General features: G+C 70.9%; 19 protein-coding genes and 1 pseudogene. 13 read left to right on the forward strand and 7 right to left on the reverse strand.

Going from position 1 to position 21,001, the window contains the following annotated elements:
• Window positions 1-139: 139 nt before the first annotated feature.
• Together ACZ6KY_RS41385 and ACZ6KY_RS41390 are read right to left on the reverse strand one after the other, a co-directional pair.
• Entirely contained in the window at window positions 140-481 is a 342-nt protein-coding gene (locus ACZ6KY_RS41385) for a hypothetical protein (RefSeq protein ID WP_469315416.1), read from the reverse strand.
• A gap of 417 nt (window positions 482-898) precedes the next feature.
• Window positions 899-1,672, reverse strand: a complete 774-nt coding sequence (locus tag ACZ6KY_RS41390; protein ID WP_469315417.1) for a hypothetical protein — start codon at window positions 1,670-1,672, stop codon at window positions 899-901.
• 535 nt (window positions 1,673-2,207) lie between these two features.
• Here ACZ6KY_RS41390 and ACZ6KY_RS41395 point away from each other — a divergent pair.
• Both ACZ6KY_RS41395 and ACZ6KY_RS41400 read left to right on the forward strand, forming a co-directional pair.
• Window positions 2,208-2,924: a transglycosylase family protein gene (locus ACZ6KY_RS41395; RefSeq protein ID WP_469315418.1), complete on the forward strand. Its 717-nt coding sequence runs from the start codon at window positions 2,208-2,210 to the stop codon at window positions 2,922-2,924.
• A 120-nt stretch (window positions 2,925-3,044) separates the two neighbouring features.
• A complete protein-coding gene (locus ACZ6KY_RS41400; RefSeq protein WP_469315419.1) occupies window positions 3,045-3,743 on the forward strand; it encodes a LysM peptidoglycan-binding domain-containing protein in 699 nt (232 codons plus the stop codon).
• Here ACZ6KY_RS41400 and ACZ6KY_RS41405 read toward each other — a convergent pair.
• A pseudogene (locus tag ACZ6KY_RS41405) lies at window positions 3,631-3,891 on the reverse strand (ABC transporter); the annotation flags it as partial. The gene ACZ6KY_RS41400 and the pseudogene ACZ6KY_RS41405 sit on opposite strands and share 113 nt — an antisense overlap.
• Before the next feature lie 268 nt (window positions 3,892-4,159).
• Here ACZ6KY_RS41405 and ACZ6KY_RS41410 point away from each other — a divergent pair.
• Window positions 4,160-5,161, forward strand: a complete 1,002-nt coding sequence (locus tag ACZ6KY_RS41410; RefSeq protein WP_469315420.1) for a helix-turn-helix transcriptional regulator — start codon at window positions 4,160-4,162, stop codon at window positions 5,159-5,161.
• A 364-nt stretch (window positions 5,162-5,525) separates the two neighbouring features.
• Window positions 5,526-5,741, forward strand: a complete 216-nt coding sequence (locus tag ACZ6KY_RS41415; RefSeq protein WP_469315421.1) for an I78 family peptidase inhibitor — start codon at window positions 5,526-5,528, stop codon at window positions 5,739-5,741.
• Between the two features lie 152 nt (window positions 5,742-5,893).
• Here the strand turns inward: ACZ6KY_RS41415 and ACZ6KY_RS41420 are convergent, their stop codons facing one another.
• Window positions 5,894-6,931: a phosphatase PAP2 family protein gene (locus ACZ6KY_RS41420; RefSeq protein ID WP_469315422.1), complete on the reverse strand. Its 1,038-nt coding sequence runs from the start codon at window positions 6,929-6,931 to the stop codon at window positions 5,894-5,896.
• Window positions 6,932-7,181: 250 nt separating this feature from the next.
• Window positions 7,182-8,363, reverse strand: a complete 1,182-nt coding sequence (locus ACZ6KY_RS41425; RefSeq protein ID WP_469315423.1) for a glycosyltransferase family 39 protein — start codon at window positions 8,361-8,363, stop codon at window positions 7,182-7,184.
• A 255-nt stretch (window positions 8,364-8,618) separates the two neighbouring features.
• Here ACZ6KY_RS41425 and ACZ6KY_RS41430 point away from each other — a divergent pair, with 255 nt between their 5' ends.
• Entirely contained in the window at window positions 8,619-10,292 is a 1,674-nt protein-coding gene (locus tag ACZ6KY_RS41430; protein WP_469315424.1) for an MFS transporter, read from the forward strand.
• Window positions 10,293-10,451: 159 nt separating this feature from the next.
• Window positions 10,452-11,642 carry an acyl-CoA dehydrogenase family protein gene (locus tag ACZ6KY_RS41435; protein ID WP_469315425.1) on the forward strand — a complete coding sequence of 397 codons (1,191 nt, stop codon included), beginning with the start codon at window positions 10,452-10,454 and terminating at the stop codon, window positions 11,640-11,642.
• A gap of 51 nt (window positions 11,643-11,693) precedes the next feature.
• Here ACZ6KY_RS41435 and ACZ6KY_RS41440 read toward each other — a convergent pair whose 3' ends face one another.
• Window positions 11,694-12,131, reverse strand: a complete 438-nt coding sequence (locus ACZ6KY_RS41440) for a cell division protein SepF (RefSeq protein WP_401333537.1) — start codon at window positions 12,129-12,131, stop codon at window positions 11,694-11,696.
• 289 nt (window positions 12,132-12,420) lie between these two features.
• On the opposite strand from ACZ6KY_RS41440, the gene ACZ6KY_RS41445 reads away from it, so the two are divergent.
• Window positions 12,421-13,596: a DUF5685 family protein gene (locus tag ACZ6KY_RS41445; RefSeq protein WP_469315426.1), complete on the forward strand. Its 1,176-nt coding sequence runs from the start codon at window positions 12,421-12,423 to the stop codon at window positions 13,594-13,596.
• A 67-nt stretch (window positions 13,597-13,663) separates the two neighbouring features.
• Here ACZ6KY_RS41445 and ACZ6KY_RS41450 read toward each other — a convergent pair whose 3' ends face one another.
• On the reverse strand, window positions 13,664-14,617 hold the full coding sequence (locus tag ACZ6KY_RS41450; protein ID WP_469315427.1) for an ABC transporter substrate-binding protein: 954 nt from the start codon (window positions 14,615-14,617) through the stop codon (window positions 13,664-13,666).
• Between the two features lie 408 nt (window positions 14,618-15,025).
• Between ACZ6KY_RS41450 and ACZ6KY_RS41455 the strand changes: the two genes are divergently transcribed.
• From ACZ6KY_RS41455 to ACZ6KY_RS41480, 6 genes are all read left to right on the forward strand, one after another.
• Window positions 15,026-15,874: an amino acid ABC transporter permease gene (locus ACZ6KY_RS41455; RefSeq protein WP_469315428.1), complete on the forward strand. Its 849-nt coding sequence runs from the start codon at window positions 15,026-15,028 to the stop codon at window positions 15,872-15,874.
• Window positions 15,871-17,634, forward strand: coding sequence for an FAD/NAD(P)-binding protein (locus ACZ6KY_RS41460; protein WP_469315429.1), 1,764 nt, complete (start codon window positions 15,871-15,873; stop codon window positions 17,632-17,634). Before ACZ6KY_RS41455 ends, ACZ6KY_RS41460 begins: the two co-directional genes overlap by 4 nt.
• A gap of 48 nt (window positions 17,635-17,682) precedes the next feature.
• Window positions 17,683-18,465 (forward strand): amino acid ABC transporter ATP-binding protein, encoded by a 783-nt coding sequence (locus tag ACZ6KY_RS41465; protein ID WP_469315430.1) that lies wholly within the window; start codon window positions 17,683-17,685, stop codon window positions 18,463-18,465.
• Window positions 18,466-18,601: 136 nt separating this feature from the next.
• A complete protein-coding gene (locus ACZ6KY_RS41470; RefSeq protein WP_469315431.1) occupies window positions 18,602-19,384 on the forward strand; it encodes a DUF1684 domain-containing protein in 783 nt (260 codons plus the stop codon).
• Between the two features lie 263 nt (window positions 19,385-19,647).
• Window positions 19,648-20,547, forward strand: coding sequence for a S1 family peptidase (locus ACZ6KY_RS41475; RefSeq protein ID WP_469315432.1), 900 nt, complete (start codon window positions 19,648-19,650; stop codon window positions 20,545-20,547).
• Between the two features lie 219 nt (window positions 20,548-20,766).
• A partial coding sequence (locus ACZ6KY_RS41480) for an SPFH domain-containing protein (RefSeq protein ID WP_469315433.1) occupies window positions 20,767-21,001 on the forward strand: 235 nt, incomplete at its 3' end.

Here is a 21,001-nt window from a genome sequence, read left to right on the forward strand (position 1 = left end):
ACACAACGCCACACTGTGATTGGGGGGGGGAAGAAGAGGGGTAAGAAAACAAAAAACAACAACCACAGGGAAACCCCGGAGGGGCCCGCCCCCCGGGCCCCCCCCCCCTCACGCGTTGTCCGCTCGAGGACCTTGCCGCTCAAAGACCCCTGCGCGGTGCGGGCGGCAGCGCGGCGGGGACGTGGTGCATCCCGGTGCCGTGCTGGCGTGCGCCCGGCTGCCAGACGGCCGTCGCCGTCGAGGTGGGTCCGTGCTGCGCGGCGATCTGCCGCGCGGTGTGCGCCCCCGCGCTGTACGAGCTGTACGCGCCCGACGAGCTGAACGAGTTCGGACCGCGCCCGAGACTTCCGAAAGCCCTGAAGCCCAGATCCTCCTCACCGTGCCGGTCGCCCGGCAGGGTCCTGAAGGATCTGATCCACTCGGCGTAGAGCGCGTCGTAGATCGGCGTGGCCGATGGGCCGCCCTGATGAGGGTCCTGCACCGGTCGCGACGCCGGCACCTCTCTGCTCGAACGGAGGGGGGAGCCCGAGGGAGGGACCGGCTGGAAGGGCCGGTGGCCGGGGACGTCGTAGGTGTGCACATACGTGCCAACGACCTCGCCGCCCAACAGATGCGGCCAACCCGGTCATTTCGCGGGCCGTCCGGAGTGAGCGGCGCACGCGGGGGCGCGAGGGCGCTGGGAACCGCGCGGGCCACCCTCCACGGCCGACGCCACCCGCACACCCTCGCCCCCCGCCGAACGCCCGCCCGTCGCCCCGCCTTCGGCTCCCGCCGAACCCCGCCGAACGCCGGAGCGGCGCTCGTGTCTCTGGGCGCCTGGCGGACTCGCCGGGCCCTCGCGCGGCGCCGTGCGGTCGGTTCCCGGTGGACTTCGCCGGGAACCGTGCCGTGCGGTGCCTCAGGTGCCGGCGAGCGGCATCGCCGCCGCGACCAGCTTGCCGTTGGCCGCCGCCTTGTCGAGCGCGTCGCGCAGCAGGTCCTCCCGGGGCTGGCGGCCGATCGAGCCGACCGGTGCCGCGAACAGGAGCACCTGCTGGTGCTTGTTGGCGGCGGCGCGCCAGCTCTCGGTGACCTGGAGCGCCTGGTGGGCCTGCCACCAGGCGACGGGCGAGCCGCCGCCGGTGCCCGGCTGGAGCACGGCGTGCAGCTGGCCCATGGCGAGCAGTACGGACCAGCCGTGCAGGACCGGCGGCACCGAGGTCAGCTCGGTCGCGGGCATGAAGCCCTGCTCGATCAGCAGGGGCAGGAAGTCGTCGCCGATGTCGGTCGAGCCGGGCCGCACGATCGGCCCGGTCGGCTCGACGACGAGCGCCGGGTGCAACTCGCCGTTGATCAGCACGAGTCCGCTGGTGACACCGAGCACGGCCTGCTCGGGCGCGGTGCCGGCGGGCGCGCCGTCGGGGTGGATCGAGCGGACGGCGCCCTGGAGTTGTTCCTCGGTGACCTGCACGACCTGTGAGGGCAGGCAGGTGGCGTGGGCGAAGGCGAGGACGGCGGTCTCGTCGCCGATGAACAGGACGGTGCTGGTGCGCTCCTGTTCCGAGTCGCCCTGGGTGCGACACGACGTGCAGTCGTAACTGCCGGGGGCGTTCTCTCCGGCGAGCAGCCGGTCGGCTTCTTCGTCGCCGATCTCGGCGCGTACGTCGTCGCTGACGTCGAGCATGCGCGGCACGGTGGCTCCTCGGGATGCGGTGCTTGGCGGTGCCGGGTGGCTCCCGGCCCATGAATCGGGGGTTCCCGGCTCATGAAGATGTCAACGGGTGATCTGTGGCCGGAGTCACGCTCGAGAGCGAACGGAATCGAACCATCCGACGCCCAGGGTGAAGATGCCCCCGGAATTGGTTACTCCAAGTCAACTTCCGTGAGTCGTAGGGAAGTTGATTGGGTGAACTGGGTCACAGATCGCAAGAGGCGCAGGTCGACAAATCCGGAAATCACCCAATGAAGTGGGTGGCTGAAAATCGATGATACCTGCGGTAACGGCTAACTGGCCTCGAATGACAAAGAGTTGGTTGATATCGGGGCGCCCGAGTCCATAGGTTCCTGCGCTGTGTGCAACGAGCACCGCTCGGGTACGTCCGCCGGCCGATCCGCACCGGATCACAGCACGGCCGTCGGCGGACGGGTCGGAGCGCGAGCGCCGCGTCCTACGCGCAGGCCATCGCGTCCCGTCCTGGGGGACCCCGGGTGTTTGGAGAGGGAACTACATGTCCGCATGTGCCGACAGCACTCACGAGAACAGTCACAAGGCTCGTACGGCGAACAGGACACGTACGACGGCGGTCCTCGCCGGGGCGGCACTGCTCGCCCCGCTCGGACTGCTCGCCGCGAGCGGTGACGCCGCCGCGGCCGACAGTGGAGTGTGGGACCGCATCGCCCAGTGCGAGAGCGGCGGCAACTGGCACATCAACACCGGCAACGGCTACTACGGGGGGCTCCAGTTCTCCGCCGGAACCTGGCGCGCCTACGGCGGCACGGCGTACGCGCCGACCGCCGACCAGGCCTCCAGGAGCGGGCAGATAGCCGTCGCGAGCAAGGTCCAGAGCGCACAGGGATGGGGCGCCTGGCCCACCTGCTCGGCGCGCGCCGGAGCCTACGGAAACGCGCCCGGCTCCTCGGGTGCCGGGTCGGCCGCGGGATCGGCGACCACCAAGTCGGCTTCCGAGCGGCCGTCCAAGCCGACAGCCGGGTCGGCTCCCCGGTCCGCCCCGGCGAAGCGGGAACCGGCGAAGGCGCCGGACCGTCCGTCGGGCCACACCAACCGCGGCTCGTCCCGCGGCGACTACACCGTCCGCGAAGGCGACACCCTGAGTGCCATCGCCGCGCGGCACGGGACCACCTGGCGGAAGATCTACGCCGCCAACAAGACCGTCATCGGCGGTGATCCCGACCTGATCGTGCCCGGGCAGCGGCTCGACATCTGAGCCACGCTCCCCCCTCGTCCCGGGCACGGGGCCCCGCCCGGTCGTCCGACCGGGTGGGGCCCTGGGCGTGCCGGGCGCGGCTGGGCGTGCCGAGCGGTACGGGCTGCTTAGCGTGGCCCGATGTCCTTCATGCCGACCAGGCGGACCCCGCCGACCACGTGGACCGCGTCCGGGCCGTCGAGCGGACGTGTGCGGTACGCGGCCGTGGTCGCCGCCGTACTGGCCGCTCTCGTGCCCCAGAACGCGGAAGCCGTACCGCCGCCCCCGCTTCCCGGTCCCGGGGCGGCCCGGGCCGGCTACGACTGCGCGAGCGACGGGTGGCCCTGGACCTGCCTCGCCGAGTGCGAGAGCAGCGGGCACTGGCACGCGAACACCGGGAACGGCTTCTACGGGGGACTTCAGTTCTTCCAGTCCACCTGGGTCGCGTTCGGAGGGCTCGACTACGCGCCCCGCGCCGATCTCGCCACGCGCGCCGAGCAGATCAAGGTCGCCAAGAAGGTGCTGGCCGTCCAGGGATGGGGCGCCTGGCCCGACTGCTCCAAGTCGTACGGACTGCTGGGCCCCTTCCATGTGGTGAAGACCGGCGAGACGCTCGCGTCGATCGCCCGCAAGTACCGGGTCAAGGGCGGCTGGCAGACGCTCTACAAGGTCAACAAGGAGAAGATCGGCAGCACTCCGAACCGGCTGATCAAGGGCATCCAGCTCGTCATCCCGAAGGCGACGGGCGCCACCCGGACCGAGGCTCCCGCCCTGTTCGGCCCGCCCCTGAACCCGCCGGCCCGCCGTTCCGCGCCGCCGCCTCGGCCGCCTCTCCGCTGAACACGACGGCACCCCGGCGCAGTTCGTGCACGTACGTCGTCCGGCCCGTCCGCCCGCGCGGTCCCGGCGGCAGTCGCCGCTCGACGACCACCACGCACGCGTCGAGAGCGCCGAGCGACGCGTACGTCCGGGCCGCGACCGCCGGTGACCCGGCCCGGCGGGATGTCGAGGAAGACCCCGTCGAGCGCGGTGAACCCGCCGTTGGCGACGTGCAACCCACGGGCCGTCAGCGGCTGGGGCGGCGTCCGGGCGGGGCGGCGGCCGGTGTCCGCGACCGGCCTCTGCCCCCGCTGTCGTCCCCGGCCCCGCCGTCGGCCCCGTGTCACGGACTCCGCTCCTCGAAGGCCGCAGGGACTGGAATTCGCCTGCTCCCTTGCGGACAGTGGCTGTCCGCAAGGGCTGGCAGACTCGGCGGCATGTTGGAGACATCCGCACGACTGCTGCGCCTGCTCTCACTGCTGCAGGCCCACCGTGAATGGTCGGGCGCGGATCTCGCCGGGCGGCTGGGCGTCACCCCGCGCACGGTCCGCCGTGATGTGGACCGGCTGCGCGAGCTGGGCTATCCCGTCAACGCCAGCCCGGGGACGGGCGGCGGCTACCAGCTCGGCGCGGGGGCCGAGCTGCCGCCGCTGCTCCTGGACGACGACGAGGCGGTCGCGGTGACCGTGGGACTGCGCACGGCGGCCGGTCAGGGGATCGAGGGCATCGGCGAGTCCTCCGTACGCGCTCTCGCCAAGCTGGAACAGGTCCTGCCGAGCCGGCTGCGGCGCCGGGTCGGCGCCCTGAACGCCTTCACCGTGCCGATGCTGCGCGGTCCGCAGCCCTCCGCCGTCGACCCCACCGTCCTCACCGAGCTCGCCAACGCCTGCCGCGACAGCGAGCGGCTGCGCTTCGAGTACCGCGACCACGCGGGCTCCTCGACGCGCCGCGCCGTCGAGCCGTACCGCCTGGTGTGCACCGAGCGCCGCTGGTACCTGGTCGCCTGGGACGTCGACCGCGACGACTGGCGTACGTTCCGGGCCGACCGCATCACGCCCCGGCCGCCGCACGGACCGCGCTTCGCCCCCCGTAGGCCGCCGGCCGAGAACCTGGCCGAGTACGTCTCCCGGGGCGTCTCCACCCGCGCCTACGCCACGAACGCCGTCGTCCGGCTGCTGGTGCCACTGGAGGAGGCCGCCGCGCGGATCTCGCCCTCGGCCGGGACCCTGGAGGCTTCGGGGAAGGACAGCTGCGTTCTGCGCACCGGGGCGGCGAGTCTCGACGTCATGGTCATCCACGTGATGCTGATGGGATTCGAGTTCGAGATCCTTGAGCCCGCCGAACTCTTCGACGCGATCAGGACGGCCCGGGACCGGCTGTCGCGCGCCTTGGAGAGGCCGGGTCCCGAGGGGGCGTCGATCACGGCCGACGTGCCGTAGGGGACACCCCGGGTACCGGCGGCGGCCGTGCGGGGGTTCTGTGCTCGAAGCGTGTATTTCTTATGCGGTGTCAGCTTCCGCGGCGCGCGGCGGAATCGGAGCGGATCGGAATGGAAAAGCATCACCGAACGCGTGGCAGCACATCGACCGCACATTCCAGAGGGCTATTCGGGACTTCCGTACGACGACTCCGAATTACGTTCGAAGGCGTGCGGAACGCGTAGGGAGCCCCTCATACGGGTGATGGAGTTCGGCGAAACACGTGTCGTGATCCTGTGACAGAAGTGTGACCGGCGGTGGATAGGTGACGCTTGGTCGCCGATCGGGCTTCCACCGCCGGGGCGCGCCGCCTAACGTGGCGGTCATGGCACCCATTCCCCCCTCTCGCACAGAGCCGCAGGACAGTCCGGAGAGTTATGTCGGACTGGAGGTGAGCAGCGCCGAGGAGCGCGCGCGGGAGCACGGCTGGTCATCGGTGCGCTCGCTGCCGCCCGGCGTGATCATCACTATGGAGTACCTGGTGGGGCGGCTGAACTTCGAGGTCACCGACGGTACGGTCACGCGCTGCTGGAAGGGCTGAGCGCCCGGCCGCGGAGCGGCGCGCGCCCGCTCCGGCTCCGGAGCGCCGGAACAGCGGTCAGCGCCGCGACAGGATGTGCGAAGGCCCCCGGCTCGTTGAGCCGGGGGCCTTCGCGGTGCGGGGAGAGGTCGTGCGTACCGGCCCCGCGGTCTTCAGCTCCCTGTCAGGGGGCGGGCCGTTGCGGCCGTGGCCGCGCGCGCCGGACGGTCCGGGTGCTGCGGGCGGCGGCTGCCCGCCGGTGTGACCGGGGTGCGCTCCGAGCGGGCGGTGTGCGGGCCCGGCGCCAGGTGGACGGGGGCTCTGGGCGGACGGGACGCGACGGTCTCGCGGGCCGGCACCTCGCCGTCCACGACGGCCGGCCGCGGGGACATGACCGGTGCGCCGACCGGCGAGGGCGCGGGTGCCGGTGTGGGCGCCGGCGCCGTACGGCCGCGACGGGCGCGCCACAGGTCGCGCAGCGAGAAGATCCCGGCCTCGGAGCGGGCGATCAGCGGCTCGCACCAGGGCAGCGCCAGCAGGATCAACAGGCCCGCGGCCCAGCCCAGCAGGACATCGCTCAGCCAGTGCGTACCCAGGTACACGGTGGTGAGGCCGACGCCGAGCGAGGTCACGGCGGACAGCGCGGAGAGCCAGCGTCTGGCTCTCGGCGTCGACGCCAGATAGGCCAGGATTCCCCAGGTCACGACGGCGTTGGCGGTGTGGCCCGAAGGAAATATATCGCCGCCCAGGCCCATTTCGTTCGAGCCGATGGTGATGGCGTAGTGCGGGCCGAGACGGCCCATGCCGAGCTTCGCGGCGCCGACCGTGATGTTGAGCAGCAGCAGGGACGCGCCCAGGGTGAGCAGCGGGCGCAGCGTGTGCTGCCGCCAGGAGCGCCAGCCCAGCCACGAGGCGACCATCACGGCGGTGGGGCCGCGCTGGCCGAGCACCACGTAGTAGTCCAGGAACGCGTGGATCTCCGGCCACTGCTGGTAGGGCCGGAAGAACATGACCTGCCAGTCGAACCGGACCAGCCACGACGTGATCGCCACGGCCCACACGATCGCCAGGTAGAAGGCCAGGGTCGCCGCGAAGAGGACAACCCTGTGCCGACTCATCTTCGGCACATCGATGTGGGCCGGTCGTTCCGGCTCACGGTCCAGCCGGGCGAAGACCCGGTCCAGACGGGTGAGGTTTCGTTCGGTACGCACTCAATCGACGTTACAGCGAGTGAGCTGCGGTCCAGGCCGATTCACTCGGTTTGTGATGACGATGTGATGTGGGATTCCTCTCAGGATCATGTTCATTTCCAATGAATCTCTAATCCGCGGCGCATGGATCCTTCAATTCCATTGATCCCTGGAGGCCTTCGATTTTATGGCACTTTTATATTCGTTCACCGAATGATGGGGTGGAATTCCCCGGCCGCTCACCGGCCCGGACGGGCTGCCGCCGGGCCGGTCACGGCGGTCCCGAGCCGTTCAGCCAGAAGGCCCCGTAGACCGCCGAGGCCACCGCGACGCCCCCGAGAAGCAACGCCGACCTGGAGGTGCGCAGCCGGGCCAGGGCGAGCGCGAGCGGGAACAGGAGAGGGAAGGCGGGCAGCAGCAGGCGTGGTTTCGAGCCGAAGTAGCTCGACGCGCACAGGGCGAGCGCGAGGACGACCCCCGCGTAGGCCAGCAACGCCGGCGGCTGTCCCTGGCGTACACATGTCACGTAGAGCCACAGGACCAGCGCGACCCCGACGATCAGCCCGGCACCGGCCAGGGCGGACGGGAACGAGGTGAGCTTTTCGGCCACGAAGCGGCCGAAGGCGTAACCGCCGTCGAAGCCGTTGCGCCAGCCCGCCTGGACGTCGAGATAGCCGAGCGGGCCCTTGCCGGTGCGGTGTCCCACCCACAGCACGTAACCGGCGGCGCCGAGCGGCGCGATGATCATGGCGAGGGCGCGCCGCCACCCGCGCGCGCCGTCCGTCCGGGGCGTGCTTCCGCCCCGCGGGCGTTCTCCCACGAACGAGGTAATCGCCGCCACCCACAGGGCCGCGACCACCGCGACCCCCACCGGCCGTGTCAGCCCGGCGAACGCGGCGAGCAGGCCCGCGGTCAGCCAGCGGCCGGTCAGCACCGCGTACAGCGACCACGCGGCGAGCGCCGTGAACAGTGACTCGCTGTACGCCATCGACTGCACGATCCCGACGGGGAGGGCCGCCCACACCAGCGCGGCGCACACTCCGGCCCGGCGGCCGTGCACATGGTCGGCGACCGCGAAGATCCCCCAGGCCGCGGCGAGCGAGGCCACCGCGCTGACCAGCAGGCCCGCGTCCGGGTACGACAGCGGGCTCACCGCCGCGACGAGCCGCTCCAGCCAGGGCAGCAGCGGGAAGAACGCGAGGTTCGCGTGCACGTCCCCGTTCGGGAGGCGGACCTCGTAGCCGTAGCCGAGCTCGGCTACCCGGGTGTACCAGAGCGAGTCCCAGCGCTGCGCCAGCAGCCGGTGGGCGCTCCTGCCGTTCGCCGCGCTCCACACGGCGAGGGTGATCAGGCCCAGGGCACGTACGGCCGCGTACCCCAGGAGAGCGGGTGCGGCGCGGCGCAGGGCGCCCGCGCGCGGCGGTGTCGGGGCGGGCGTCTCCGGATCGGTCACGGGCTCGATTATCGGCGGACCCCGGAACCGGCGGGCCGCCCGGGGCGGCTGAGCGACGGGGGCATGGCGTACGCCACACTCCTGGCCAGGCGAACCTGAGAGGTCCGCCACATGTCCTCGGCGAGAACTCGCGTACGCTGACGGCTCACTCGCCTTTGTTGCGTGGGCCCGGGACTCCGCTCTCCGGGCCGCAACCCCAGGGAGTCCCCACCCTGCGGATCCGCAGAACGCGAGGGAACCTCTGGAGGTACGTACATGTCCGGGACGACCACGGCCGCTGCGCGATGCCGTCGGGAGACCGGGGTCGGTGCCAACCGCTGGGTCGTCCTCGTCGTCCTGTGCGTCAGCCTGCTGCTGGTCGCCCTCGACGCCACCGTGCTCCATGTGGCGGTCCCCGCCGTCACCGAGGACCTGAAGCCAGGCGCGATAGAACTGCTCTGGATCGTCGACGTCTATCCGCTCGTCTGCGCCTCGCTCCTCATTCTCTTCGGCACGCTCGGTGACCGCGTCGGCCGCCGGCGTGTCCTCCTCCTCGGTTACGCCCTCTTCGGCGTCGCCTCCGGCATCGCGGCCTTCTCCGGGAGCGCACAGCTCCTGATAGGCGCCCGCGCCCTGCTCGGCGTCGGCGGCGCGATGATCATGCCCGCCACGCTGTCGATCCTGCGCCAGGTCTTCCCCGACCGGCGCGAGCGGGCGTTCGCGATCGGCATCTGGAGCGCGGTCGCCGCCGTCGGCGCGGCGGTCGGACCACTGCTCGGCGGCTTCCTCCTCGAACACTTCTGGTGGGGATCGGTCTTCCTCGTCAACATCCCGCTGATGATCGTCAGCCTGCCGGTCGGACGGCTGCTGCTGCCCGAGTCCCGAGGTGACCGCGACGGTCCCTGGGACGTCGTCGGTGCGCTGATGGCCGCCGCCGGTCTGTTCGGACTCGTCCTCGGCGTGAAGCGCCTCGGCGGTGGCGAAGCCCCCCTCAGCCCGTTCACCCTCGCCCCGCTGCTCCTCGGCGGGGTCCTGATGGCCGTCTTCGTACGGCGGCAGCGGCGGCGCGCGCACCCGCTGGTGGACCTGCGCATGTTCGCGCGTCCGGCCTTCAGCACGTCGGTGGGCTGCATCGTCCTCGCCATGCTCGCCCTGGTGGGACTCGAACTGATCGCCGCGCAGTACTTGCAGCTCGTGCTCGGACTGTCCCCCCTCCAGACCGGACTGCGGCTGCTGCCCCTCACCGTCGCGGCGATGGCCGCCGGGCTCGCGGGGGCGAAACTGCTGCGCCGGTTCGGGCCGCGCGCGATGGTCTGCTTCGGTTTCTGTCTCACCGCGGCCGCCGTGGTCACGCTCACCGCGATGGGCGGGAACGACAACACCGGGCTGCTGCTCTTCGGCTTCGTGCTGCTCGGCTTCGGCCTGGAGACCACGCTCTTCGGGGCGTACGAGTCCATGCTGAGCGAGGCCCCGCAGGCCCAGTCGGGCGGCGCGGCGGCGATCGGCGAGACCTCGTACCAACTGGGCGCGGGGCTGGGGATCGCACTGCTGGGCAGTGTGATGAACGCGGCGTACGCGCCCGGACTGTCGTCCGTCCCCGGCGTCGGTGCGGCCGATTCGGCGGCGGCGGGACACTCGCTCGGCGAGGCGTACCAGGTCGCCGACAGGCTCGGAGGCCCGACCGGCGGCGCCCTGCGGCAGGCCGCCCGGGACTCCTTCGTGCACGGACTGCATGTGACGCTGCTGGTGAGCGCGGGACTGTTGCTCCTGGGCGCCGTGATGGCGCTGCGGCTGCCGCGGGTCATGGACTGCGGGGCACCCGCGACGAGCTCCGCCCCGGACGCGAGCCTCGTCCAGGCCGGGACCGGCTCCGGAGCGGACCCCTCCGCCTCGGGCCCGGCCGGGATCCCGGTTCCCCGGGACATCACCGAGACCCGCGTCTCCGCGTAGTAGGTCTTCCCGGCCTTGCGCCGTTCCCCGTAGGTGCCCCGCCCGCCTCAGCCGGAGTGCTGTGCGGAAGTGGCCTGGACTTGCGGGACACCGCGTCGTAACGTCGGGTCGAGATTCTTTACTAGCGGTGCTAGTTATCACCCTGCCGGAGGCTGTCGTATGTCCGCGTCCTCGAAGCTGCCGCCCTTCGACCCCGCCGATCCGCTCGGGATCGACGACCTGCTGGACGCGGAGGACCTCGCCGTCCGCGACACCGTGCGGACCTGGGCCGCGGACCGGGTGCTGCCGTACGTCGCCGACTGGTACGAGAAGGGCGAGCTGCCCGGCATCCGGGAACTCGCGCGGGAACTCGGCGGACTCGGCGCCCTCGGCATGTCGCTCCAGGGATACGGGTGCGCGGGGGCCAGCGCCGTGCAGTACGGCCTCGCCTGTCTGGAGCTCGAAGCGGCCGACTCCGGGATCCGTTCGCTCGTCTCGGTGCAGGGTTCCCTCGCCATGTACGCCATCCACCGGTTCGGCAGCGAGGAGCAGAAGCGGGCCTGGCTGCCGCGCATGGCCTCCGGCGAGATCATCGGGTGCTTCGGACTGACCGAGCCCGACCACGGCTCCGACCCCGGTTCCATGCGGACGTACGCCAAGCGCGACGGCGGGGACTGGGTCCTCGACGGGCGCAAGATGTGGATCACCAACGGTTCCGTCGCCGGAGTCGCCGTCGTCTGGGCGCAGACCGACGACGGCATCCGCGGATTCGTCGTGCCCACCGACGTGCCCGGGTTCTCCGCCCCCGAGATCAAGCACAAGTGGTCACTGCGGGCGAGCGTGACCAGCGAGCTGGTCCTCGACGACGTGCGGCTGCCGGCCGACGCCGTCCTGCCCGACGTCGTCGGCCTCAAGGGCCCGCTCGGCTGCCTCTCGCACGCGCGGTACGGGATCGTGTGGGGCGCGATGGGCGCGGCGCGCTCCAGCTTCGAGTCCGCCGTCGCCTACGCGAAGACGCGGGAACAGTTCGGACGCCCCATCGGCGGCTTCCAGCTCACCCAGGCCAAACTCGCCGACATGGCCGTCGAACTGCACAAGGGAATCCTGCTCGCCCATCACCTGGGCCGCCGCATGGACGCGGGACGGCTCCGCCCCGAGCAGATCAGCTTCGGCAAACTCAACAACGTACGCGAGGCCATCGAGATCTGCCGTACCTCGCGCACGATTCTCGGCGCCAATGGAATCTCGCTGGAATACCCCGTGATGCGGCACGCCACGAACCTGGAGTCGGTGCTCACCTACGAGGGCACCGTCGAGATGCATCAGCTCGTGCTGGGCAAGGCGCTCACCGGGCTCGACGCCTTCAGGTGAAGGCCCCGCTCGTGAAGCCCCGGTAAGGCAGGGCCGGTGAGCGGCCCTGCCTCAGCTCTGGTTGAAGAAACCGTCCGTGCGACGGCTCGCGGCTTCGCCGCTGACGATCTCCGTGTTGGCCGGGGTCAGCAGGAAGACCCGGGTGGCGACCCGCTCGATGGTGCCGCGCAGGCCGAAGGTCAGGCCGGCCGCGAAGTCCACCACGCGCTTGGCGTCGGAGGCCTCCATGGACGTGAGGTTGATGATGACCGGGACGCCGTCCCGGAAGAGTTCGCCGATACCGCGTGCGTCCCGGAAGCTGTCCGGGGTGACCGTGCCGATCCGGCGGCCCTTCTCCTCCGCCGTCTCGGAAGCAACCTTCACGCGCGGGTCGGTGACCCACGCGTCGCCGGAGTCCTGACCCTCGGCGTAGTCGTCGTCGTAGTAACGCTCGTCATCGTTGTCGTCTACGAGGCCAAGCCAGGCACTCGCCTTGCGCACCGATCCCATGGACGCCTCCTCTCACAGCGGTCTTTCGTGCTTCCGCATCCCCATGGTCGTCCATGATGCGGATGTCGCGCCAAGTGGATAGACGCCGCGTGGGGGTTTCGTGACGGTACTGGTGCACAGCGAATCCGTCGAGAGCCCGCGCCCCCCAAGGGTCGTACGGGGTAAGGCTGCTGACTGAGAGTGAAATATGATTTCTCGCGGCGACCGGGTGATGAGCGGTGCGTATGGGTGAACGGGGCGGTCGATACGATGCCGCACCTCAACGTCGTACGTGTCACGGGGGAGTGTCGTGTTCGGAATCGTGAGGCCCTGCGGTCACCGCCTCGGTGAAGGGCTCAGGACGCAGTGGATGGCGCATTTGTGCGGGCTGTGTCTCGCGCTGCGCGGGGACCACGGCCAGTTCGCGCGGGTGGTCACCAACTATGACGGCCTGCTGATATCGGTTCTGACGGAGGCTCAGGCCGAGCGCGCGACGGGATGGCGGCGCACCGCCGGGCCCTGTCCGCTGCGCGGCATGCGGACCGCCTCCGTCGCGCGGGGCGAGGGCGCGCGGCTCGCCGCCGCCGTCTCGCTGGTGCTCGCCTCGGCGAAGGTGCGCGACCACGTCGCCGACGGGGACGGCCTCCTGGCGCGCAAGCCGGTCGCGGTCGCAGCGCGCCGGGTGGCCGCGAGCTGGGGCAGGGCCGGGGCGCGTACGGGATCCGCCGTCGGTTTCGACACGGCCGTGCTCGTCGACGCGGTGGACCGGCAGCTCGGGATCGAGGCGCTGGCCGGGCCCGGAACGCCGTTGCTGAGCGTCACCGAACCCACCGAGACCGCCACCGCCGCGGCCTTCGCGCACACCGCCGTGCTCGCGGGCCGCCCCGGCAACGCGGTGCCACTGGCCGAGGCCGGTCGGCTCTTCGGGCGGCTCGCCCATCTGCTGGACGCCGTGGAGGACAGGGGAACTGACGCCGCGTCGGGTTCCTGGAACCCGCTCTCGGCCACCGGGACCTCGCTCACCGAGGCGCGCCGGCTCGCCGACGACGCCCTGCACGGTATACGGCTCGCCCTGCGGGAGGCCGAGTTCACCGACAGCAGGCTGGCGCATGTGCTGCTCGCCCACGAACTGGGCCGCTCGGTGGACCGCGCGTTCGGGACGTCGGGGTGCGGGCACGCGGCGGACGGCTCCTTCGGACCGCCGCCCCAGCATGGAGGCAGCCCGTACGGCGGCAGCCCCTTCGGCGGTGGACCCTCCTTCCAGCCACCGGCCCCCGGCGAGCGCGGATTCTGGGCCGGCTGCGCCGCCGCCGTCGGGCTGTGCTGCACCTGCAAGATGTGCTGCGCCGGCGAGTACGAGGGTCCGTGGTCGCGCAAGAAGCGCGAAGGGTGCCTGAACGACTGTGACTGCGACTGCGGTTGCTGCGAGGCGTGCCAGTGCTGCGAATGCTGTGAGTGCTGCTCGTGTTGTGACTGCGGGCTGTGACCCGGGCTGTGACCGCGGGCTCGGAGCACTCCTGGCCGGGGTGCTCCGAACGGGTCGGGGAGCGTACTCAGTCCTTCAGTTCCGGCGGGGAGATCCGTGACGCCGTGATCGCCGACCCCTTCGTACCCCACTTGTCGAGGATCTTCTCGTACGTTCCGTCGGCGATCAGCTTGTTCACCGCGGCGCGGAAGGCGGGCGCCAGCGCGCTGCCCTTCTTGAAGGCGAAGCCCACGTCGAGGCGGTGGAACTCGTTGAGGAACCTGACCCCTTGCTGGTGGGCGACGGCGTAGCGCAGGCCGTTGACGGTGCTCATCACGATGTCGCTGCGGCCCTGTTGCAGCGAGGACCAGATGGCGCCCTGCTCGCTGTACGTCTGGACGTTGTACGCCTTCTTGCCGGCCTCCTGGCAGACCTTCTTGCTCGCCTCCAAGGTCGCCTCGAAGGTCGTTCCGGCCGAGGTCGCGACGTTCAGTCCGCAGAGCTGCCGGAGTTCGGTGATCTTCGGGAGCTTGCTGTCCGCGCGGGTGGCGAAGCCCTGGCCGTCGTTGATGTACGTGACGAAGTCGATCACCTTGCGACGTTCGTCGGTGACACCGAAGTTGCTGGCCCCGAAGTCGTATTTACCGCTGTCGAGAGCCGGCAGGATCGCCTCGAAGCTCGCGGACTCGTGCTTCAGCTCGATGCCGAGGGTCTTGGCGACGGCGTCCGCGAAGTCGACGTCCTGCCCGGTCAGCGTCTTGCCGTCCGCCAGGTAGGAGGTCCCGGGCGGTGAACCGGACACACTGATCGCCACGGTCAGCGAACGGGTCCCGGCCGGCAGCAGTCCGGCGGCGGCGGCATCCTCGCGGATCGGCGAAACGACGTCCGTGGTGGGAATCTTGTCGCCCCGCGCCGCGGCCTGCGCGGGACTTCCGGCGGCGTCGTCCGTGCCGGATCCGCACGCGGTGACCAGCAGGGTCGCTGCGGTAAGCAACGCAAATGACGCAAAATGCCTGTTTCGGGTACGCGAGAACGTACGCATGGTGTGCGGTCTCCTGAAGGCAGGGAGTGAAGAGGCGCGAAGAGAGGGGAGGGGTGCGCGTGTGAAGGCGGGGGAAAAGGAGAAACGCGGAGGGCGCCCGTCTCGGACGGGTGCGCAGGGGGTCAGCTCAACAGGAAGAGGACCACACGCGACCGAAGTCGATGTGGGAGCGCTTGACCAGCCACTGCCGCGAATGCATGGGCCAAGTGGAACAGGCATCTGTTGGTGCGTCAACTGACTTGAGACGTACGGCTCACAGTCCGGACAGCCTTGACACCGAGGGGAAACGCCCCCGTACTCTCGTGCCACGGCCCTGCTGAGGGGCTCGGCCGTACGGCGCTCCCGGGCGCCCGGCGTGACCTGTGTGAAGGCACCCGTGTACGACTCGACGCATCACGGAGCCTTCGCATGTCCTCCGACACCCTCACCGAGGTCGCCGCCGCACCGGACGAAGCGGCCTCCCTGCGCATCGTCCCAAGGCGTCGCACCGGCCTGTGGACCACCGCCGTCGCGGTACTGGTCCTGCTCGGGCTCGCCCTCAACTCCGTAGTGCGCAACGACGCGTTCCAGTGGGACGTCGTCGGCGAGTACTTCACCTCCGCCTCCGTGCTGCGCGGACTGTGGCTCACCCTCTGGCTGACCGCGGTCGTGATGGCGCTCGGCTTCGCGCTCGGCACCCTGCTCGCCGCGCTCCGGCTGTCCAGCAACCCCGTGCTGAGGACGGTGAGCTGGGGATACGTCTGGCTCTTCAGGTCGATGCCGATCCTGGTCCAGCTGCTGTTCTGGTTCAACATCGGGGCGTTGTACCCGCAGATCCTCGGTGTGCGCACGGTCGACCTGCTCGGCCCCGTGACCGTCGCCGTCGTCGGCCTCACCCTGCACGAGGCCGCCTATGCCGCCGAGGTGGTGCGCGGCGGCATCCTCTCCGTCGACCGCGGACAGATCGAGGCCGCGCAGGCGCTGGGCCTGAGCCGGTGGCGCCGCTGGTGGCGGATCGTGTTGCCGCAGGCGATGCGCACCATCGTGCCGCCGGCCGGGAACATGCTGATCGGCACCCTCAAGGGCACCTCCATCGTCAGCGTGATCGCCGTGCAGGACCTGCTCTACTCGGTGCAGCTCGTCTATCACCGCACCTACCAGGTCATGCCGCTCCTGATGGTGGCCACCCTCTGGTACGTCATCGTCACCTCGGTCCTCGGCGTCGGCCAGCACTACGTCGAGAAGTACTACGCGCGCGGTTCGGAGCGCACCCGATGAGTACCGGGCGCCCCTCGCTGGTGATCGTCGGGGCCGGGCCGCGGGGGACCGGTCTCCTGGAACGGATCACGGCCAACGCGCCGGAACTGTACGGCGGTTCGGGGCTCGACATCCATGTCGTGGACCCGTATCCACCAGGCGCCGGACGCATCTGGCGCGAGGAACAGTCGTCGTTGCTGTGGATGAACTCCGAGGCGCGGGACGTCACGATGTTCACCGACGAGAGCGTCGACATGGCCGGACCGGTACTCGAAGGACCCACGCTCGACATGTGGGCGGGCCTCGACGGGCGCACCTTCGCGGGCCGGCCCCAGCAGGGCGCCTACCTGCGGTGGGTGTACGAGCGTGCCGTGGCCGCCCTGCCGCCGGGCATCCGGGTGCACCGTCACGCGTGCCGGGCGCTGCGGGTGAGCGGACCCCGCGAGGGCCGCCAGCAGGTGTGGCTGGAGGGCCGTCCCCGCCCACTCCTCACCGACCTCGTCGCGTTGACGATCGGCCACCTCGACGCCGAACTCGACACCGAGCAGAGCGGGTTGGCCGCGTACGCGACGGAGCACGGGCTGGTCCATCTGCCGCCGGACTTCACCGCCGACAGCGACCTGTCGGCCCTCGCGCCCGGTGAACCCGTCCTGGTCCGCGGCTTCGGGCTCGCCTTCGTCGACCTGATGGTGCTGCTCACCGAGGGGCGCGGCGGGCGGTACGAGGGCGACAGCTACCGGCCCTCCGGGCGGGAGCCGATCCTGTACGTGGGTTCCCGGCGCGGGGTCCCCTACCACTCGAAGATCGGCTACGGCTGGGAGGGCGAACGGCCTCCGCTGCCACGGTTCTTCGGGCCCGCCGAGGTCGACGCGCTTCTTGCGCGCCCAGAGAGGCCCGACTTCCGGCGGGACGTGTGGCCGCTGATCGAGAAGGAACTGGGGTTCGCGCACTACCACCGGCTGTTCACGGCACACCCCGGGCGCACCCGGGTCGCCTGGAGTGACTTCGAGGAGAAGTACGCCGCCGGTTCCGGTGCCGAGATCCGGGCCCTGGTCGCGTCCGCCGTGCCCGACCCGGCCGACCGCCTCGACCTCGCCGCGCTCGACCGTCCGCTGGACGGGGTGCGCCACGCCTCGTACGACGATCTGCAAGAGGGACTGCGGACGTACATCGAAGAGGATGTGAGGAGACGTCATGACCCCTCGCGCAGCGCGGACTTGGCCGTCTTCCACGGGTTGCTCTCGGTCTACGGGCAGTTGGTCAGGCTCGGTGACATCGGCCCGTGGTGGCACGGTTTCTTCAGCTGTGTGGCGTCGGGGCCGCCCGGCCCCCGGCTGCGTCGGATGCTCGCCCTGTCGCGGGCCGGAATCCTGCGGTTCGTCGGCGCGGACATGACCGTCACCGCCGCGGGCGGGGTCTTCCGGGCGGGCAGTGCCACCGTGCCGGGCGCGACGGTCGAGGCCCGGGCGCTCGTCGAGGCGCGGCTGCCGCACCCCACCGTCGAGCGCACCCGGGACGTACTGCTGCGCGAGCTGTACGCGGACGGGGCCGCCGCGACGCCCGAGGGGCTGCTCGCCGTCGACCCCGCCGACGGGCGCGTCCTGGAGCGCTCCGGCACCCCGCACCCCCGGCGCTTCGCACTCGGCCCGCACACCGATGCCCGGGGCTCGGGGGCCTTCACCCGGCCGCGTACCGGCGGCCCGGCCTTCCGGCAGAACGACGCGACGGCGCGCGCCGCGCTCACGTTCCTGCGGGGGCTGTCCTGTCGCGTCGCGGCCTGACGCCCCTCCGGTATCCCGCAGACGACACCTCGCGAAGGGAATCATCCGATGAGCACATCCACGGCCGGCCCGCCGGTCATGGTCGACATCAAGTCCGTCCACAAGCGCTTCGGTTCGCTGGAGGTGCTCAAAGGGGTCGACCTCGCGGTACGGGCCGGAGAGGTCACCGTGATCCTGGGACCCTCCGGATCCGGCAAGTCGACGCTGCTGCGGACCATCAACCACCTGGAGAAGGTCGACCAGGGCCGGATCAGCGTCGACGGCGCGCTCGTGGGCTACCGGCGCTCCGGCGACAAGCTGTACGAGCTGCCGGAACGCGAGATCCTCAGGCAGCGCACCCGGATCGGCTTCGTCTTCCAGAGCTTCAACCTCTTCCCGCACCTCACGGTGGTGGAGAACATCGTCGAGGCCCCGGTCTCCGTGCTGAAGCGCCCCCGCAAGGACGCCGCCGGGACGGCGCGCGCCCTGCTCGACCGGGTCGGGCTCGCCGACAAGGCCGACGCCTATCCGAAGCAGCTCTCGGGCGGGCAGCAGCAGCGGGTGGCCATCGCCCGCGCGCTCGCCCTGGAGCCGAAGCTGCTGCTCTTCGACGAGCCGACCTCCGCGCTCGATCCCGAACTGGTCGGTGAGGTCCTCGACGTCATCAAGGACTTGGCACACCAGGGCACCACGATGATCGTCGTCACCCATGAGATCGGGTTCGCCCGCGAGGTCGCCGACACCGTGGTCTTCATGGACGACGGCCGCGTCGTCGAGCAGGGCGCCCCCGGCGACGTACTCGACCGGCCGAGGCACGAACGTACCCGGGCGTTCCTCTCCAAGGTCCTCTGAACCCGGCCACCCACAACCGGAGGCGGTCGCCGCGGAGCTCGACGCGGGCGTGCGGACCGGTACCGCGCCGAATACACGGGCACCACGTCGCACTCGCACCTCGGCCTGGCCGAGCCCGTATGGAAGGGTTGATCACATGACGACGGACGCACCCGAGGACTGGAAGCACTGGCAGGAGCACCGTGTCGCGACGGTGTCCGCGCCCTACGGCCCGCTCGCGCTCACCGGAACCCACTGGATCGAGGACTATCCGGAAGGGCGACTTCCGGACATCCCCGGGCAATGGGCGGTCAAGGGCGACGGAGTGGCCCTGACGGCGGTCGCCGAGGAAGGGCTCTCCGTCGACGGCGAGCCCTTCACCGGCGACATCGTGCTGGACGCCGACTACGGACCGGCCGGCGCGGCCCGGGTCGGGCGCGGGGAGCGGCGGTTCGTCGTCCTGGTGCGCGAGGGGATCTGGGGCGTACGCCGATACGATCCCGCCGCACCCGCCCGGCAGGCCTTCGCGGGCATCGAGGCGACCCCCTACGACGCGCGCTGGTCGGTGCCCGGACACTTCACCCCGTACGGCGAGGGCCGTACCGTGCGCGTCGAGAACGCCGACGGAGTCGCCCGCGGGCTGGCCCTCGGCGGAGTCCTCGCCTTCACCCTGGACGGGCAGGACCTCACCCTCCAGGTGTCGGTCGAGAGCGACGGCTCGCTGTGGGCCGTCTTCGCCGACACCACCAGCGGGGACAGCAGTTACCGCTTCCGGTTCCTGCGTCCGGCGGCGCCCGACGCCGAGGGGCGCACGACGGTGGACTTCAACCGGGCCGTGCTTCCGCCGTGCGCGTTCGCCGACCATTTCGTCTGCCCGTTCCCGCCGCCCGGAAATACGCTGAGCGTGGCCGTCGCCGCGGGGGAACGCCGATTGGGCTGAGGCCTCCGGGACTCCCGAAGACGCGGGGGGAATCTGACACCTTCAGTGGTCCGATGATCAACCTCCTTTACATGTGGGCAAGTTGAACGCTGCACGGCCGAAAGGCGCCCTTGCGCCTGTCGGCCGCGCAGCCGAATACTCCCCCTCAGCGCTTGTCAGGGGCATGGCTTGTCCGGAATCCGGACGAGCGGCTCCCGGCTGCGCCTCACGGGCCCCAACCCCACGACACGAGGGCCCCTTACTTCCCTTCGGAGGAATGAAACGTGAGGATCAAGCGCACCACCCCCCGCAGTGGCATAGCGAGACGGAGCCGGCTGATCGCCGTCACCACCGGACTCGTCGCCGCCGCAGCGTTCGCGGTCCCCAGCGCGAACGCGTCCGTCGCCCAGACGTTCAGCGCCACCCAGCTGAGCAGTGCCAAACAGTCGGTACTCAAGTCCGATGTGGCGGGCACCGCTTGGGCGGTCGACGCCAAGACGAACCGCGTGGTCGTCACCGTCGACAGCACGGTCTCGAAGGCGGAGATCGCGAAGATCAGGCAGCAGGCGGGCGGCAACGCGGCCGCGCTGACCATCAAGCACACCTCGGGCACCTTCAAGCCGCTGATCACCGGCGGCGACGCCATCTACGGCGGTTCCTACCGCTGTTCGCTCGGCTTCAACGTGCACAGCGGGAGCACCTACTACTTCCTGACCGCCGGCCACTGCGGTGAGGTCGCCTCCACCTGGTACTCCAACTCGGGCCACACCACGACGCTGGGCACGAACGTCGGCTACAGCTTCCCGACCAACGACTTCGCGCTGGTCCGCTACACCAACTCCTCGATCGCGCACCCGAGCGCGGTCGGCAGCCAGACGATCAGCAGCGCGGCCACGCCCAGCGTGGGCACCACGGTCTACCGGCGCGGCTCGACCACCGGTACGCACAGCGGCAAGGTCACCGCGCTGAACGCCACGGTCAACTACGGCAGTGGTGACGTCGTCTACGGCATGATCCAGACCACGGTCTGCGCGGAGGGCGGAGACAGCGGCGGCCCCCTGTACGGCGGCAGCGTGGCCTACGGTCTGACCTCCGGCGGCAGCGGCGACTGCACCTCCGGCGGTACGACCTTCTTCCAGCCGGTCACCGAGGCGCTGAGCTACTACGGCGTGAGCGTCGGCTGACCGACCGGTCGCGCGACGGACCGGCCGTTCGTCGACTCGTCGACCCACACGGCCGGCACCCCCCACGGGATTCCGCGCGACCGGACCCGAGCAGGCGAACAGGCGAGCCCCCGCACGCAACCGGCGTGCGGGGGCTCGCCCTTGTTCCGGTGACGGGTCTACCTTCGAAGCGCACACTGTGCACGCCCGGTGCGCCACGTCGGACCCTGGGGGGCCGTGATGGTCGAGGAACTGGTGGCGGCGGGAGTCTCCGTCGTGTCCGTGGGGCTGGTCTACACGATGGCCGCGGCCCGCGTCGTCAAACAGTACGAACGGGGCGTGGTGCTGCGGCTCGGCAGGCTGCGCCCCGAGGTGCGCGGCCCCGGGTTCACCATGGTCGTGCCCTTCGTGGACCGGCTGCGCAAGGTCAACATGCAGATCGTGACCCTGTCCGTGCCGGCCCAGGAGGGCATCA

The sequence above is a fragment of the Streptomyces sp. NPDC042002 genome, from assembly GCF_055588305.1.